This is a genomic window from Microbacterium sp. PAMC21962, assembly GCF_019443465.1.
Taxonomy (GTDB): domain Bacteria; phylum Actinomycetota; class Actinomycetes; order Actinomycetales; family Microbacteriaceae; genus Microbacterium; species Microbacterium hominis.
Genome location: NZ_CP080381.1, coordinates 146,165 through 162,336, shown reverse-complemented (window position 1 = coordinate 162,336; position 16,172 = coordinate 146,165). Strand labels below are relative to the sequence as shown.

At 71.6% G+C, this 16,172-nt stretch carries 18 protein-coding genes; 5 read left to right on the top strand and 13 right to left on the bottom strand.

The genetic code is table 11. The annotated features are described in order from the left end of the window. Positions 1-56 precede the first annotated feature (56 nt). The 4 genes from KY498_RS00760 to adhE all read right to left on the bottom strand — a co-directional run bounded on the left by KY498_RS00760 (position 57) and on the right by adhE (position 4,640). Complete coding sequence (locus tag KY498_RS00760) at positions 57-536, bottom strand: A24 family peptidase (protein ID WP_060958785.1); 480 nt, start codon at positions 534-536, stop codon at positions 57-59. Further along, positions 529-825, bottom strand: a complete 297-nt coding sequence (locus tag KY498_RS00755; RefSeq protein ID WP_060958786.1) for a DUF1905 domain-containing protein — start codon at positions 823-825, stop codon at positions 529-531. Before KY498_RS00755 ends, KY498_RS00760 begins: the two co-directional genes overlap by 8 nt. A gap of 88 nt (positions 826-913) precedes the next feature. Then, positions 914-1,837, bottom strand: a complete 924-nt coding sequence (locus KY498_RS00750; RefSeq protein ID WP_191008716.1) for a L,D-transpeptidase — start codon at positions 1,835-1,837, stop codon at positions 914-916. Between the two features lie 82 nt (positions 1,838-1,919). Beyond that, a complete protein-coding gene (gene adhE / locus KY498_RS00745; RefSeq protein WP_191008717.1) occupies positions 1,920-4,640 on the bottom strand; it encodes a bifunctional acetaldehyde-CoA/alcohol dehydrogenase in 2,721 nt (906 codons plus the stop codon). A 142-nt stretch (positions 4,641-4,782) separates the two neighbouring features. On the opposite strand from adhE, the gene KY498_RS00740 reads away from it, so the two are divergent. From KY498_RS00740 to KY498_RS00725, 4 genes are all read left to right on the top strand, one after another. After that, the gene (locus tag KY498_RS00740) at positions 4,783-5,988 is read left to right on the top strand and encodes a lipase family protein (RefSeq protein WP_191008718.1); all 1,206 of its coding nucleotides are present in this window, start codon (positions 4,783-4,785) and stop codon (positions 5,986-5,988) included. A 64-nt stretch (positions 5,989-6,052) separates the two neighbouring features. Next, on the top strand, positions 6,053-6,493 hold the full coding sequence (gene nrdI, locus KY498_RS00735) for a class Ib ribonucleoside-diphosphate reductase assembly flavoprotein NrdI (protein ID WP_060958790.1): 441 nt from the start codon (positions 6,053-6,055) through the stop codon (positions 6,491-6,493). Positions 6,494-6,561: 68 nt separating this feature from the next. Continuing rightward, positions 6,562-7,908, top strand: coding sequence for an NAD(P)/FAD-dependent oxidoreductase (locus tag KY498_RS00730; protein WP_191008719.1), 1,347 nt, complete (start codon positions 6,562-6,564; stop codon positions 7,906-7,908). A gap of 23 nt (positions 7,909-7,931) precedes the next feature. Beyond that, positions 7,932-8,324 carry an HsmA family protein gene (locus KY498_RS00725; protein WP_036321710.1) on the top strand — a complete coding sequence of 131 codons (393 nt, stop codon included), beginning with the start codon at positions 7,932-7,934 and terminating at the stop codon, positions 8,322-8,324. On the opposite strand, the gene KY498_RS00720 is transcribed toward KY498_RS00725, so the two are convergent. The 7 genes from KY498_RS00720 to KY498_RS00690 all read right to left on the bottom strand — a co-directional run bounded on the left by KY498_RS00720 (position 8,305) and on the right by KY498_RS00690 (position 13,045). After that, positions 8,305-9,501: a cation:proton antiporter gene (locus KY498_RS00720; RefSeq protein ID WP_061781699.1), complete on the bottom strand. Its 1,197-nt coding sequence runs from the start codon at positions 9,499-9,501 to the stop codon at positions 8,305-8,307. The two genes, KY498_RS00725 and KY498_RS00720, sit on opposite strands and share 20 nt — an antisense overlap. Positions 9,502-9,505: 4 nt before the next feature. Further along, positions 9,506-9,895, bottom strand: coding sequence for a hypothetical protein (locus tag KY498_RS00715; RefSeq protein ID WP_060958793.1), 390 nt, complete (start codon positions 9,893-9,895; stop codon positions 9,506-9,508). Between the two features lie 45 nt (positions 9,896-9,940). After that, positions 9,941-10,363 (bottom strand): hypothetical protein, encoded by a 423-nt coding sequence (locus KY498_RS00710; protein ID WP_191008720.1) that lies wholly within the window; start codon positions 10,361-10,363, stop codon positions 9,941-9,943. Positions 10,364-10,494: 131 nt separating this feature from the next. After that, positions 10,495-10,959, bottom strand: coding sequence for a hypothetical protein (locus KY498_RS00705; RefSeq protein WP_191008721.1), 465 nt, complete (start codon positions 10,957-10,959; stop codon positions 10,495-10,497). 63 nt (positions 10,960-11,022) lie between these two features. After that, positions 11,023-11,571 carry a peptide-methionine (S)-S-oxide reductase MsrA gene (msrA, locus tag KY498_RS00700; protein ID WP_060958795.1) on the bottom strand — a complete coding sequence of 183 codons (549 nt, stop codon included), beginning with the start codon at positions 11,569-11,571 and terminating at the stop codon, positions 11,023-11,025. Then, positions 11,568-12,053, bottom strand: a complete 486-nt coding sequence (msrB, locus tag KY498_RS00695) for a peptide-methionine (R)-S-oxide reductase MsrB (RefSeq protein WP_191008722.1) — start codon at positions 12,051-12,053, stop codon at positions 11,568-11,570. Before msrB ends, msrA begins: the two co-directional genes overlap by 4 nt. A gap of 41 nt (positions 12,054-12,094) precedes the next feature. After that, positions 12,095-13,045 (bottom strand): NAD(P)-dependent oxidoreductase, encoded by a 951-nt coding sequence (locus tag KY498_RS00690; RefSeq protein ID WP_223848947.1) that lies wholly within the window; start codon positions 13,043-13,045, stop codon positions 12,095-12,097. Between the two features lie 132 nt (positions 13,046-13,177). Here KY498_RS00690 and KY498_RS00685 point away from each other — a divergent pair, with 132 nt between their 5' ends. After that, on the top strand, positions 13,178-13,780 hold the full coding sequence (locus KY498_RS00685; protein WP_191008723.1) for an HD domain-containing protein: 603 nt from the start codon (positions 13,178-13,180) through the stop codon (positions 13,778-13,780). Positions 13,781-13,808: 28 nt separating this feature from the next. Here the strand turns inward: KY498_RS00685 and KY498_RS00680 are convergent, their stop codons facing one another. Then, entirely contained in the window at positions 13,809-15,596 is a 1,788-nt protein-coding gene (locus tag KY498_RS00680) for an alpha/beta fold hydrolase (RefSeq protein WP_191008724.1), read from the bottom strand. Beyond that, entirely contained in the window at positions 15,593-16,141 is a 549-nt protein-coding gene (locus KY498_RS00675) for a TetR/AcrR family transcriptional regulator (protein WP_191008725.1), read from the bottom strand. Before KY498_RS00675 ends, KY498_RS00680 begins: the two co-directional genes overlap by 4 nt. Between the last annotated feature and the right edge of the window lie 31 nt (positions 16,142-16,172).

Below are 16,172 nucleotides of genomic sequence, written 5' to 3'. Positions count from 1 at the left end.
CCAGGATAGGCGGCGACCTCCGCCGGCCGCGGGGCCTTGACAGCGACCGGCCGGGGTCACACCCCTTCGGCGAGGACCCCGATCCAGGTTCCGGCGACGAGGAAGGGCCCGAAGGGGATGCGCGTCGACCGGCTCGCCCGGCGGGTCACCAGAAGCGCGACGGCGACGACGCCGCCCAGCAGGAAGGCCGCGAGGACGCCCAGCACGACCGCCGACCACCCGGCCCAGCCGAGGAGGACGCCGACCAGCGCGGCGAGCTTGACGTCGCCTCCGCCCATCGCCCCGCCGCCGAGCATGCGCAGGAGGAGGAAGAGCACGAACAGCACGGCGCCGGCCGTGAGCGCCCGCAGGAGCGCGCTCCAGGGCGCGCCGAGCAGGCAGGATGCCGCGAGCAGCGCGACGGTGACGGCGAGCGCGGGAAGGACGATGGCGTTCGGCAGGCGATGCGTGCGCAGGTCGACGACGGCGAGGACCACGCCGACGACTGCCGCCCCGAGGTAGGCCGCCGCGACGAGGACCACGGCCGCGTCAGCCATGGAGCACGTCGAGTCGGACACGCACGCTGCCCGCGGTGTCGATGCCCTCCGCCTCACGCACCGCTCGCTTCAGCGGCAGCACGTAGCGTCCGCGCTCCGCGTCGGGGAAGACGGAGGTGCGCCACTGCGAGCCGCCGATGACCACGTCGACGCGCACGGCGCCGAATCCGCGCGGCGGACGCGGGAGCTCGCGGATGTCGGCGCTGACGGCGGCGGGCAGCTCGACGAAGTACCAGTCCTCCCGTCGGGCGGACCAGCGGAAGATCTCACCGTCGAAGTCGAAGCGCACGCGGTCATCGTAGCGACCTCGCCTCGGGGTCTCCGTCCGCCTGTGCACAACCCGGCGGGCCCGCACACGGCAGCGCGCGCGAGGCATCCTACGGGGAGACGATGACGGGTGTTCCCGGCGGCAGCTGCGCGAGCCGATCGGTCGCGGCCCCGTCCAGATAGATGCAGCCGAACGACGTCGCTCCCGAGCGCTCCCGGTAGTAGTGGAACGCGGTCACCGCGACCGTGCCGCCGTCGAATCCGGCCATCGACGACGACTGCACGCCCAGGTAGACGAGCGGATGGCCCTGGGTGTACGCGAACTCCGGCACGACGCGCGTCAGCATCACGAACGTGCGGCCCACCGGCGTGGGCGTCGACGGCTTACCCCACGCGAAGTCGTCGGCGACCCGCTCGACACCGGATGCCGAGACGATGTCGATCGTGTGCTGCGCCAGGTGCACCTCCACGTACGCGGTCACGGGCGTGAGCTCGACATCCGCGGCGCGCAGCCAGCCGACCGTCTGCGCGGGGTTGCCGTCCGGCGGAACGCCCTGCCGGCCCGCGAGCAGGACCTTGACCCAGTGCTGCTGGCGGACGACGACCGGCACCGTCGTCCCGCCGTAGGCGGCGTCGCGCGGGAGGTATCCCAGCGGCTCGCCGGCGGGATCGGCGAAGATCGGCGCCGCCGTCACGGGGCGCGCGAGCTCTCCGGTCATCGGCGCGAAGGGCGCATCGTCGACGGGGATGCCGGGCGTCACCGACCACACGTCGATCTGGGGCAGGGCGGCGATGTCGTAGGCGGTCATGTTCTCCGGGGCATCCGCGGGAGCATCCGTCGCCGCTGTGCCCGCCGCCGTCGCGGCCGGCGCCGTCGCCGCGGGTGGAGCGGCGTCCGCGGTGGGGCGCGGGTCCTCGCCGGCCGTCCCCGCCACCGCGACGGCGGTCGCGACGGCGATGCCGCCGACCACGGCGAGCGCCGTCACGACCCAGGGGGCGATGTCCCCGACCCGTACGCGGCGCGGCCTGTGCATGGGTCCAGGGTACGGAGATCGTGCGGGCACGGAGAAGGGGGCCGGGTATGCTCCCCCGACCCCCCTCGTTCCGCAGCGTCGATCAGGCGCTGGCCTTGGCCTTCTTGGCCGCTCCCTTGGCGGGCGCCGTGCGGACGGTTCCCGTCACGGCCTCGCTCTCCGCGTGCGCGACCTTCCGCGCGGCGCGGACCTCGGCGAACGACGTGCCGTAGTACGCCGCCTCCATGAGGGTCTTCATGTCCTCGATCATCGGCATCCGCGGGTTCGCCGGGGCGCACTGGTCGCGGTAGGCGGCCAGGGCGAGATCCTGCAGGCCCGAGATGAAGGTGGTCTCGTCGACGCCCTGCTGCTGGAACGAGCGCTCGATGCCGACCCGGTCGCGCAGCTCCTCGACGGCGCGGGCGTAGCTCTCGACGCCCTCCTCCGGGGTGGATGCCGGCAGGCCCAGGTGCTTGGCGATCTCCTGGAACCGCTCGGGGGCGATGTAGCGCTCGTACTTCGGCCAGCTGGTGAGCTTCGTCGGGACGGTGCCGTTGTAGCGGATGACGTGCGGCAGGTAGACCGCGTTCGTGCGGCCGTGCACCAGGTGGTACGTCGCACCGGTGACGTGTGCCATCGCGTGCACGATCCCGAGGAACGCGTTGCCGAAGGCCATGCCCGAGATGGATGCCGCGTTGTGCATCTTCTCGCGGGCCTTGATGTCCTCGGCATCCGTCGAGTTCGGCTGGGCCTTCGTGCTGCGCTCGATGTTCTCGAAGATGAGCTTGATCGCGTGCAGGCACAGGCCGTCGGTGTAGTCGTTGGCGTAGACGGAGACGAACGCCTCGGTGGCGTGGGTCAGGGCGTCGAAGCCGGCGTCGGCGACCAGGAAGCCGGGCAGCACCTTGGTGAGCACGGGGTCGATGATCGCGACCGACGGGGTCAGCGCGTAGTCGGCGAGCGGGTACTTCATGCCGCTCTCGTCGTCGGTGATGACGGCGAACGGGGTCATCTCGCTGCCCGTGCCCGACGTGGTCGGGATGCAGACGAGCTTCGCCTTCTTGCCGAGCTCGGGGAACTTGAACGCGCGCTTGCGCACGTCGAAGAACTTCTCGCACATGTCGGAGAACTCCACCTCGGGGTTCTCGTAGAGCAGCCACATCACCTTGGAGGCGTCCATCGGCGACCCGCCGCCGAGGGCGATGATCGTGTCGGGCTGGAACTGACGCATCAGGTCGGCGCCGGCACGCACCTCGGAGACCTTGGGCTCCGGCTTGACCGTGTTGATGAGCTGCACCTGCACGCGGTTCTCGCGACGGTTCAGCACATCCATGATCTTGTCGACGTAGCCGAGCTTGGTCATGGTCTCGTCGGTCACGATCGTGACGCGCTCGACACCGCGCATGTCGGCGAGGTAGCGGATCGCGTTCGGCTCGAAGTAGGTCTTCGCGGGGATCTTGAACCACTGCAGGTTGTTGTTGCGACGACCGATGCGCTTGACGTTCAAGAGGTTCACCGCCGAGACGTTGTTGGAGACCGAGTTGTGACCGTAGGAGCCGCAGCCGAGGGTGAGCGACGGCATGAAGGCGTTGTAGATGTCACCGATGCCGCCCAGCGCCGACGGGCTGTTCTCGATGATGCGGACGGCCTTGACGACCTTGCCGAACTCGGCGATGACGTCCTGGTCGTTGGAGTGGATGGCGCCGGAGTGGCCGAGACCGTCGAAGTCGACCATCTGGCGGGCCAGATCGATGCCCTCGGCGGGGCTCGAGGCGCGCAGCACGGCGAGCACGGGTGCGAGCTTCTCCCGCGTCAGGGGCTCGTGGGGACCGACCCCGGAGACCTCGGCGAGGATGATCGACGTGTTCTCGGGCACCGTGAAGCCGGCGTGCTCGGCGATCCACTGCGGCGACTGGCCGACGACGGTGGGGTTGAGCTTCGCGCCGGCGCAGTTCTCGCTGCCGGCGGTGACGCCGAAGATGAACTCCTCCAGCATCCGCTTCTCGTCCGCGGTCGCCATGTAGGCGTGCAGACGGGCGAACTCGGCGAGCGCCTCGGCGGCGATCGGCTCATCGAGGATGACCGCCTGCTCGCTGGCGCAGACCATGCCCATGTCGAACGACTTCGACAGGACGATGTCGTTGACGGCGCGACCCACCTTGGCGGTGCGCTCGATGAAGGCGGGCACGTTGCCGGCGCCGACGCCGAGGGCGGGCTTTCCGCAGGAGTAGGCGGCGCGGACCATCGCGTTGCCGCCGGTGGCGAGGATGAGCGCCACACCCGGGTGGTTCATGAGCTCGCCGGAGGCCTCCATGGAGGGCTCCTCGATCCACTGGATGCAGTTCTCGGGGGCGCCGGCGGCGACCGCGGCGTCCCGGACGATCTTCGCCGCGGCCACGGAACACTTCTGGGCGGCGGGGTGGAAGCCGAAGACGATGGGGTTGCGGGTCTTCAGCGCGATGAGCGACTTGAAGATCGCGGTCGAGGTCGGGTTGGTGACCGGCGTCAGCGCGCAGATGACGCCCACGGGGTCGGCGATCTCGGTGATGCCGGTGATCTCGTCGTGCGAGATGACGCCGACGGTCTTCTGGTTGATGATCGAGTTCGTCACGTGCTCGCAGGCGAACATGTTCTTCACGGCCTTGTCCTCGAACAGACCGCGACCGGTCTCCTCAACAGCCATGAGGGCGAGTTCGCCGTGGAAGTGCAGGGCCGCGACGCTCGCCTTGCGAACGATCTGGTCGACCTGCTCCTGGGTGAAAGATGCGTACTCTGCGAGCGCGGCTTGTGCGCCTTCGACCAGAGCATCGATCGAGGTGGACATTGTGGGTCTCCTACCCGGCGCGGACACGGTGTCCGCGTCATCGCTTTCCGGGTCCGAGGGCTCTCGGGCCTGTCTGCGATCAGTATGGCAGATGTGGTCTGACCACACAAGGCCCGCGCCGCTCGGCCACTAGGCTCCGGCCATGAGAAATGATCGCGCCCGTGTCCGCCGGCGCCACCCGATCGCGCGCGCGATCCTCGTCGTGACGGCCCTCGTGCTCGCGTGCGTGGCCGCCGTGGTCGGCGCGCGGCTCATCGGCGACGACATCGAGCGCCGCGACGAGGCCGCGTTCTACGTCGCGCCGGCGGGGGCGACGGACGGCCCTGCGGGCACGCTCGTGCGATCGGCGGAGCTGGTGGGGGTGCCGTTCGACGCCCGCGCCTGGCGGGTGATGTACCGCACGACCGATGTGCACGGCGCCCCCGTCCTGTCCACCGGCATCGTCGTCTCCCCGCGCGAGGGAGCGCCTCGCGCGGGGCGGACGGTGCTCGCCTGGGGGCATCCCACCACCGGCGCCGCCGCGGACTGCGCACCCTCTCGCGCGTTCGACCCGTTCGAGCTGATCGAGGGGATGCGCGCGCTGCTCGACCGGGGCTACACGATCGCCGCGACCGACTACGTCGGCATGGGCACCGCGGGTCCCGACTCCTATCTCGTCGGCGACACCGGCGGCAACGCCGTGCTCGACGCCGTGCGGGCGGCGCGGGAGCTCTCCGACGCCCAGGCATCCGACCGGGTCGTGCTGTGGGGCCACTCGCAAGGCGGCCAGGCCGTGCTGTTCGCGGCGCAACGCGCGGCGGCCTACGCGCCCGAGCTCACGATCGAGGCCGTCGCCGTCGCCGCACCCGCGGCGGATCTCACCTCGCTGCTCAGCGCCCACCTCGACGACATCTCGGGGGTGACGATCGGCGCGTACGCCTTCACGGCGTATGCCGGGGTGTACGCCGACCGCGGCGCCGACCTGGACGGCATCCTCACCCCCGCGGCGCAGGAGATCCTCCCCGAGATGAACGGACTGTGCCTGCTGACCGACATCTCGCGCCTGCACCGGATCGGCCAGCCGGTCGTGGGGCGGTTCGTCACGGCCGACCCGGCCACGGTGCAGCCCTGGGCCGGCATCCTGGCCGAGAACTCGGCCGGCGGGGCGGCCTTCGCCGCTCCCCTGTTCGTCGCGCAGGGGCTCGACGACACGCTGGTCGTGCCCTCCGCGACGGAGGCGTTCGTGGCCCACGAGAGGGCGCTCGGGATCGACGTGGAGTTCCACCCCGTCCGCGACGCCGACCACGGCACGATCGCCTACCTCGCGCTCCCGGCGCTCCTGGAGTGGCTCGACGCCCACCGCCTGTGAGCGCATCGGGTTTGTCACGCCGATGCGGCGAGCGCGCGCCATCCCGTCCGATCAGACTGTCGGCATGCGGAAGATCCCCGTGTACTACTATTCCTCGTCGTCGAACCTGACCGGCCGGTTCGCCGAGGCGCTCGCGCGGATCGACGGCCGACGGGTGCTCAACCTCGCACGCTCGGACGTGCGTCGCACGGAGCCGACCGGACCGTGGGTACTGCTGACGCCGTCGTACAAGGCGGGCAACGCCGAAGAGGTGACCCTGCCCGCGGGGGTGCGGGCGTTCCTGCGCTCGCCCATGACGCGCCGACGGATGGTCGGGATCATCGGGTCGGGCAACCGCAACTTCGGCGACTACTACCAGGCCGCCGCCCGCCAGCTGTCGCAGACGTCGGGTCGGCCCGTGCTGTTCGAGTTCGAGCTGTCGGGCACGCGGGAGGACGTCGAGCGGTGCGCGGCGATCCTCGCGACCCTCGACGCGGCCCTCGACGACGTGCGCAGCACCGGATGAGCGGGCCTGCGCGCTAACGTCGCTCCTACGACGCCGAGGGAGGCGCCGCCGGGAGGAAGGGACGCGCCGTGGCCGCATTCGATTCGATCGTCATCGGTGCCGGGATCTCGGGGCTCGCCGCGGCGCGCCTGCTGACGGATGCCGGACGGCGCACCGTCGTCCTCGAGGCGCGCGATCGCATCGGCGGCCGCGTCTGGACCGATCGGTCCGACGGGCGCGTCACCGACCGGGGCGCCTCGTGGATCCACGGGATCACCGACAGCCCGGTGGCCGCCGCGGCGAGCGCATTCGGCATGCGCACCGTGGAGTTCACGGTCGGCGGCTACCAGCCCGACAGTCGACCGATCGCGCACTACTCCCCCGACGGGCGGCGATTGAGCACCGACGAAGCGGCCGCGTACGTGGCCGACATCCGGGCCGTGGATGCCGCCCTGGTTCCGCTGATCGCGGCATCCGCGCCCGACGCCACCTACCGCGACGTGACCGAGGCGGCCCTCGCCGCCCAGGGCTGGGAGGCGGAACGGGCCGAGCGCGTGCGCGAGTACCTGGCGCACCGCAGCGAAGAGCAGTACGGCGCGGCGATCGGCGATCTCGCGGCCCACGGCCTCGACGACGACCAGATCGACGGCGACGAGGTCGTCTTCCCCGACGGCTACGACGCCCTCGCCACGGGCCTGGCGCGCGGGCTCGACATCCGGCTCGCCCACGTCGTCTCCCGCGTGCGATGGGGCGCCGACGGCGTGACGGTGACGACCGACCGGGGCGCGTTCACCAGCCGGGATGTCGTGGTGACCGTGCCGGTCGGCGTGCTGCAATCGGCCTCGTTCGCGATCGAGCCGCCCCTGCCCGAGCCGGTGGCCGGCGCGCTCGGCTGGCTGCGCATGAACGCGTTCGAGAAGCTGTTCCTGCGCTTCCCGGAGCGGTTCTGGGACTCCGACGTGTACGCCGTCCGCCAGCAGGGGCCCCAGGGGCGGTGGTGGCACTCCTGGTACGACCTGACCGCGCTGCACGGCGAGCCGACGCTGCTGACCTTCGCCGCCGGACCGGCGGCGGTCGCGACGCGGCACGAGGCGGATGCGGAGGTCGTCGCCTCCGTGATGGCGCAGCTGCGACGCCTGTACGGGAGCGACGTCCCCGATCCGGTGGCCGTCCAGCGCACCGCATGGCAGGACGACCCCTACGCGCGCGGCTCGTACGCCTACATGCGTCCGGGGTCGACGACCGACGACCACGACACCCTGGCCACACCGGTCGGCGGTGTGCTGCACCTGGCCGGCGAGGCGACGTGGACCGACGACCCGGCGACCGTCACGGCGGCGCTGTGCTCGGGGCACCGCGCCGCGCAGAACGTGCTCGGCACGGGCGTGCCGATCGAGCAGCTGTGGCGCGCCCGCGAAAACCTTCAACACAACTGAAGGATTCGGCGTAGAGTGGCGGCATGCTTCCACTTTCCATCGTCATCATCACCGCCGCCCTCGTCTTCTACAGCGTCGGCGTCTGGGCGGAGCGGATCCAGCGCACGCTGCGCTGGTGGCACGCCGGCATGTTCGCCCTCGGCCTCGCCGCCGACACCACCGGCACCCTGCTCATGACGCAGATCGCGGCCGACCGGCGCGCGGACGGCGTCGCCGAGACGGCCGCGGGAACGCTCATGGCCTGGACCGGAACCGCCGCGATCGTCCTCATGGCGATCCACCTGATCTGGGCGATCATCGTGCTGGTGCGGGGCCGCGAGAACGAGAAGCGCGCGTTCCACCGCTTCAGCATCGTCGTCTGGGCGATCTGGCTGATCCCCTACGTCGCGGGCGCGGTCAGCGCGATGGCGGGCTGACGTTCGACGCGGCATCCGTGCCGTCGGCGGCATCCGCGCCCTCGGCACGAACCGCCGTGCGCCGGGAGGCGACCGCGGTGGATGCCGCCAGCGCCGCGATCGTCACGATCGCCCCGAGCACGAGCGCCGCCTGCTCCCCCGCGGTGAGCGCTCCCGTCTCGGCTCCGATCGTGGCGGCGGCGATCGGGACGCCGAGTTGGGCGGCGGCGATCACGGCCCACAGCGGACGCTGCCGCAGCAGCACCCCGGACAGGTGCGCGAGGAGCGCACCCGCCCCCAGCAGCACACCGAGCCAGAGGTACGCGGGCGCGTCGACGAGGCTGCCGAGCGAGAGCGACGCGCCGAGCCACACGAAGTAGAGGGGCGAGAGGAAGCCCTCCGTCACCGCGAACAGCTGTCGGGCGAGCCGCCGCGGCTCCCCGGCGCTGGCGACCGCCAGGCCGCCGGCGAAACCGGCGAGCAGCACGGAGACGTGCGAGACGGTGGCGAGGGCGCCGAGTGCGCAGACCAGGATGAGGCTGACGCGCAGCTCGATCGCGAGCTCGTGCGTCTTGCTGGTCTCGCGCAGGCGCTTCCACCGGTCGCCGCGCGCGCCCCACCGCAGCCCCAGCGCCAGCAGGAGCGCCACGGCGGCGATGCCGAGCGCGCCGAGGGCCGCGACCGGTGCACGCTCCGGGTCCATCGCGAGGGGCAGCGCGACGATGCAGGCCGTGTCGGCGATCGCGACCTGCGCGATGGTGGCCAGCAGCGGCGGACCTCCGAGACGCGTCTGCTGGACGGCGGGCAGCACGAGCGCGGCGGAGGACGACGCCATGACCACGGCGTAGACGGCGGCGTGCCCCGTGTCGAACAGCGTCGCGAGTCCCCAGCCGGCGAAGGCGGCGACCACGCCGACCACGACGGCCTGCAGCGCGCCCCGGCCGAGCGCCGGGCGCAGGCGCGCGTCGCGAAGCGGCACGTGGGTGCCCGCGACGAACATCGTGAGACCGAAGCCGAGCGTCGCGAGGAAGCTGAACGTGCGGTCGGTGGGGTCGACCAGGTGCAGCCCGGAGACGCCGATCACCATGCCCGCGACGAGCTCACCGATCACGACCGGTACGCGCCACCGACTGCCGGCGGACAGCAGCGGACCGAGCAGCGCGACCGCACCCACCAGCGCGAGCGTCTGCAGGTTCATGCGTTCACGCCGCGGCGGCGTCCGGCCCGACGATGCGGCACGGGATCTCCGTGTTCTCGTCGAGGTACCAGCTGGCGCAGACGCGGTGATAGCCGTCGGCGATCTGCGCGGGCAGCCCGCGCGTGAGGTCGCCGTGGACGATGAGCACGGGCGACAGCGGCTTGCCCGCGCGCACCTTGCGGAGGTCATCGGCGACGTGCGGGTTGTCGATCGGAAGCAGCGGCAGGTTCGCCGCCCGCAGGATGTCCTTCGCCTTCTTCACCACCGTCGCCCGCGTGCGCAGGGCCGCGACGAGAGAACGGGCCCGCTCGGGATCGGCGACGAGGCGGAGATAGTCCTCCGCCGCGGGGAAGTCATGCTCGTCGGGGTCGTTCTTCCAGATGGGGTCGGCCATGAGGACATTGTGCTCCGCGGCGGGGCCGGCGCCCGGCGCGACGCGTCACGAGTCCTGCGCCGCTGCCCCGTCGCGCTGCAGCGCGAAGTCGCCGAGGGCGGCGGAGGTGGGCAGATCGACCCACAGCCGGAGGCTGCCGGGGCGCGCTCCGGCGCCGTTGATGATCGCCGCGCCGCCGATACGGCGCAGGAGCGGAGCGATGGACGCGGCGACCTCGCGCGGAAGCGAGCCGACGCCGCGGCCGTTGGAGGTCACGGCCACCGTGGTCGTGTCGTGCCGGGTCGAGGCGACATGGCGCATCACGTAGGTGCGCCGCTCCTCACCGCGACGCTCACGGTCGTTGACGAGGAAATGCGTCTTCTCGAGAGCGACCCGCCGCGTCTCGAGCCCGCGCAGATCGGGGAGATCGTCGTGCCGGCTGACACGACCGGTCACGACATGGAGCACTTCTTCCCACCACGCTGGCATGGCACCTTCCTTTCGGGTCGGTATGCCATCACCGCAGTGGAGCATGTGTCCACCGTCTCACACCGGACTGTGGGAGTGCTGACCGCCTCAGTCCCGGGTCGATCGGACCGTCGGCACCGTCGTGTTCGGCATCATCCGGCAGCGGTCACGGCGCGCTCGAAGCTGACCGACGCGGCGAGGGCCACGACGGCGGCGGCGCGCTCGCGCTCTCCCTCGGCCGTCTTCTCGTCGCGCAGGGCGGCCGCGTCGCGGCGCTCGACGGCGCGGTCGCTGATCTCCGCGAGCCGGTCGGCGAGCACCGTTCCGAGACCGTCGCGCAGCTCCTCGAGGTTGGTGTTCGCGATCTCCAGGCGGCGATCGGACACCGTCAGCTCGACCACGGGGTATCCGTTGCGGATGAGCATCTCGCGCGTCTCGTCGCTCAGCAGATCGGCGATCTCCTCGCGCTGCGGCCGACGGGTGAACACCGCCTCGACGGTGTAGCGGGCCGGGGCATCCGCTGTCATCAATGCGGACGGCAGCGAGCCCGCCAGCACCGATCCGAGGCCGAGGGCGGCACTGTCGGACGGGCTCTTCGTCGTGCTCTGTGTACTCATGACCTGACGGTACGCCCCGAAGATGTGCGCCTCACAGCTTCGGGGCGTACTCCCGCGCGTCGCTCAGGCGTCGGCGCGGGACGGCAGGACCCACCCCGCACGCGGGAAGTGGCACGTGTAGCCGTTGGGGTAGCGCAGCAGGTAGTCCTGGTGCTCCGGCTCGGCCTCCCAGAACGCACCCAGCGGCTCGATCGTGGTCACGGCCGGCGCCGGCCACAGCCCCGACGCATCGACGTCGGCGATGGTCTCGCGCGCGACGTGCTCCTGGTCGGGCGTGACGGGGAAGATGGCGGAGCGGTAGCTCGTGCCGATGTCGTTGCCCTGGCGGTTCAGCGTCGACGGGTCGTGGATCTGGAAGAAGAACGCCAGGATGTCGCGATAGCTGGTCGCATTCGGGTCGAAGACGATCTCGACCGCCTCGGCGTGCCCCGGGTGATGACGGTAGGTCGCGTGATCGTTCTGACCGCCCGTGTAGCCGACGCGGGTGCTGATCACGCCGGGCTGACGGCGGATCAGATCCTCCATGCCCCAGAAACAGCCGCCCGCGAGGATGGCCGTCTCGGTGCCGGCCGGCTGGGTGATGGCTCCGGTGTCGCTCGGTCCGCTGGTCATGCTGCATCCTCCTGAGGGGTGGGGTCGGTGGTGGGGGCGTTCGGGAAACGGTCGAGGTACTCACCGTAACCCTGGGCGGCGAGGTCCTCGACGGGCACGAACCTCAGCGCGGCCGAGTTCATGCAGTAGCGCAGGCCGCCCTCCGCGCGGGGGCCGTCGTCGAACACATGGCCGAGGTGGCTCTCGGCGCCCGACGAGCGCACCTCGGTGCGCGTCATCCACAGCGTGCGGTCGGTCGTGGTGACCACGGCATCCGGCTCGATCGGGCGGGTGAAGCTCGGCCATCCGGTGCCGCTGTCGAACTTGTCGGTCGATGCGAACAGGGGCTGGCCCGAGACGATATCGACGTAGATGCCGTCGTCGTGCAGGTCCCAGTAAGCGTTGCGGAACGGGGGCTCGGTGCCCTCTTCCTGTGTCACGGCGTACTGCTGATCGGTGAGGCGGCCGAGCGCCTCGGGGGTCTTGCGGTAGTCCTTCGACATGATGTCTCCTCTGCGACACCGCTGGCTGCGGCGTCACCTGATCAAACAGAGGATGCGCCCGATTTGGTCCCGCCAGGCTGGATGCCGGCTGTGAGTTCCGGCGAGGCGCCGCCCGCCGACCGATCGGAGATCGCCCGCACGACGGCCGCCATGTCGAGGTCGCCGTCGCCGCGCGCGACGGCGTCGGCGTACAACTCCCGAGTCACGTCGAGGAGCGGGCTCGCGATGCCGGCGGTGCGCGCGGACTCGGTGATCAGCTCGTTGTTCATCAGCACGTCACGGATGGATGCCTGCGGCGTCCAGTCCTCCGCCGCGAGCTTGGCGGTCTTCACGCGAGAGATGGGCGAGGACATCTGCCCGGCATCGAGCACCTGCCGCAACAGGGTCGCGGGCACGCCGTGCTGGGCGGCGAAATGGAAGGACTCGGCCAGCCCCGTGACCACCGCGATGAGGAAGACGTTGACGGAGAGCTTCATCGTCAACGCCGACGGGACGTCCCCGCAGAAGGTGAGCGCGCCGCACAAGGGCTCCAGGATCGGTGTGACGCGGGCCACCGCATCCTCGGGCCCGGCGAGCATGCCGACGAGAGTCCCCTCCTCCGCCGGGCGTCGCGACCCCGACACGGGCGCCTCCACGAAGACGCCGCCGGCGCCGGTGATCTCGGCGGCCAGCCGGGCGGAGTACTCCGGCGGCACGGTGCCCATGTTGACCACCGTGCGCCCGGTGAGCATCTCCGCGCGCCGGGCGCCGTCGGGACCCAGCACGTCGTCGATCGCCGACGTGCCGGCCAGCATGAGGATGACGATCTCCGACCGCGCGAACACCTCCGCCGGTTCCGCCGCGGCCGTCGCCCCGGCATCCACCAGCACCCTTCGGGCGCGCTCCGACCGGTTCCACACTGTCAGCGCCACGCCAGTGCGCACCAGGTTGAGCGCCATGGGCTCCCCCATGATCCCGAGGCCGATGAATCCGACTCGCGCTCCCACGCTCACGGCGTCGACGATATCTCCGACGCCGGCACGGAGAGCGAGGCACGCGCGTCGCGCACCGATCTGGCAGGAATGCGACGAGGCTCGACGCCCACGCGGCGGCCGGTGCGCATCGGGCGCGCGGAGACTGGAGGCATGCACCTCACCGACTTCCGCGCACCCGACACCCTCGCCGCGCGAGGAGCGCTCGAGCTCGCCCGCCAGTACCAGTCCCCCGCGATCACGGCCCACGCGCTGCGCTCGTGGCTCTGGGCCGAAGCGTTCGCGCGCGTCGACAGCATCGCCGAGGTGGACCACGAGCTGCTCTACGTCGCGGCGGTGCTGCACGACATCGGCACCGTGACCGCGTTCGACAACCACACCGTCTCATACGAGCACGCCGGCGGACACGTGGGCGTCGCGCTCACCGCGGGGGCCGGCTGGCCCGCCGAGCGACGCACCCGGGTGCTCGAGGTCATCATGCGGCACAACTGGCCGCAGGTCGACCCGGCGATGGATGCCGAGGGCCACCTCCTCGAGATCGCCACCGGCCTCGACATCTCCGGCGCGCGACCCGACGCCCTTCCGGAGTCGTTCGTGCGCGAGGTGCTCGCGGTGTACCCCCGCGGTGGACTCGCGGCGGAGTTCGGCGCGTGCGTCGCGGACCAGGCCGCGCGCAAGCCCGACACGGCCGCGCGGCGCCTGCTCGACGGCGGCATCGTCGCCAAGCTGGCCGCCAACCCGTTGGAACGGATGTAGCGGTATCCCGAGAGTGCGGATGCCGAGGTCAGGCGACCGGGCGCGACAGGACCTCGGTGAGGGCCTCCGCATGGGTCAGCTGCGGGTGGTGACCGGCACCCGGAAGCGACACGATCTCCACTCGGGGACCGAGGTCGTCCCGGAAGCGTGCATCAAGCGGATCCTGGCTGCCGACGACGATACGCACGGGCCCGTCGAACCCCCTCAGCGCGTCCCGCAGCTGCGCCCGCCACCTCGCCGAGCCCGCGCGCGACAGCTGGGCCGCGGCGTGCTTCGCGCCGGTGCGCCTCAGGTCGCTCACGCTCGACTCCAGCGCCGCCGCCCCCGCGTCGGTTCCGGTCAGCCGGCGCGACAGCCGCACCGCGTCGGCGTGCCTCAGGAACGCGCGCACGACAGGTGAGATCCGTGCCGCACCGCGTGGCGGGACCTGCAGGAAGAACGGCGACACGAGCGTGAGCGACCGGAGACGCCCGGGGAATCGCCGGGCGACCGCGAGCGCGGCGGCGGCGCCCAGAGAGTGGCCGATGAGCTCGAGCGGCTCCCCGCTCGTCAGACCCGCCAGCCACCGGGTCCAGTCCCGAAGACCGGTACCTCCGGACAGGCCCAGGCCGGGAAGGTCGACCGCGCGAGCCCCCGTGCCTGCGGCGACCCGCGCCCAGGTGTCGGCGTTCACGGGCAGGCCCGGCAGGATCACCCGACGCGAACCCGCGCGTCCGATCTCGAACGTGCGGATGCCGCCGTGGTCGACGAATCGCCGGTCGCCGCCGGGCGCGTCGCCGAACCGGTGCGCGACCAGGTGATCCGCCCACCGGTGAAGCGACAGCCGCACGTCGGGCGTCGAGATCCCGTGGGCGGCGGCGAGCGCGTCCGCGGACCCCGTCGGATAGCGGTCGGAAGACATGAAGGACAACGTCTCGGGGTCGACGCGGGTCACGCGCGCCGGGAGACGCCGGATGACACCGACCGGGACCGTGAGCCGCGGTATCGGCACGCCCAGGTGGCGCCCGACCGTCGAGAGCAGATCTCTGAGCGGCGGGGTGTCGTCGTCGAGGAGCCAGTAGGCCCGGCTCTCCGCCGCCGGATCGACGGCCACGCGTTCCATGAACGCGGCGAGGTGGTCGACGGTGACGACGGGGAGGAAGGTCGCGTCCCCTCCCGGCAGGGCGGCCATCCTGCCGCGCCAGAGCTGCTGGATCGTGTCGGCGAGGCCGATCTGCTGGTCGGATTCGCCCGTGACGCTGTCGCCGATCACGCTGGCGGGATTGACGATCGTCCACGGGATCCCACGCTCGCTCGCGCGCGCCTGGAAAACCGCGTCGGATTCGACCTTGGACGCTTCGTAGGCGCCGAGGCGTGCATAGACCGCTGCGCGATGGTCGTCCGACCACGGCACCGTCGCGGGATCCTGGCCGCCGACACGGTAGCCGGACACGTGGACGACGCGGCGCAGCGCAGGAAGCCCCGCGGCGACGTCGATCAGCCTCTCGACGATGCCGACGTTGGCCTCGCGCGCCTCCTGCGCGGACATGCCGAATCGGTAGGAGCCCGCGCAGTTGTGGATCTCGGTGACCGTGGCGAGAGCCGACCGGTCACCGGGCACGAGCTCCGCGGAGGCGAAGTCGACGATGACGGTCGCCACCGGTCGTGTCACGCCGTGCTCGCGGAGCCAGTGCTGCAGGCGAGCTGCCGACGCGGGCGTGCGCACGGCCGCCGTGACCTCTCCCCCGGCACCCGCAAGGGCACGCAGGAGGTGGCGGCCGACGAACCCGGATGCGCCGAGGACCAGCGCGTGTCGACCGTGGTCGGGGACGCTCACGAGGTCGACGCCGAGACGCGCTGAGCGATGAACGCCGCGATGCCGTCGGCCGCATCCATCAGCGGCCCCGTGCTGCGCAGGGCGCGCGAGACGATCACGGCCCCCTCGATCATCGACACGACGACGGTGGCCATTCCCCGCGCCTCGGTCGGGGAGAGCCCGTCGGCCTCCAGGAGCGCCGCCGCCGACGCGATCCACGATTCGAAGGCGTCGGCACAGGCGCGGCGCAGTCGCTCGTTGTGCGCTCCCATCTCCAGGGTGACGACCGACACCGGACACCCCAGCTGGAAGTCGCTGCCTGCGACGAGATCGGCCACCCCCGCGATGACGGTGCGGGCGGCCTCGGCAGCTCCGGCTCCGGATGCGGCGGCATCCGTGATCAACGTCTCGAACTGCGCGGCCGCGAGTTCGATCGCCGCCGCACCGAGCCCTTCCTTACCGTCCGGAAAGTGGAAGTACACGGAGCCTTTGGGGGCCGAGGAGTGTGCGATCACGGCGTTGACGCCAGTGCCGCTGTAGCCGTGGGTCTGGATCAGTTCGAGCATGGATTCCGAGAGTCGGGCTCTCGTGCGGGTG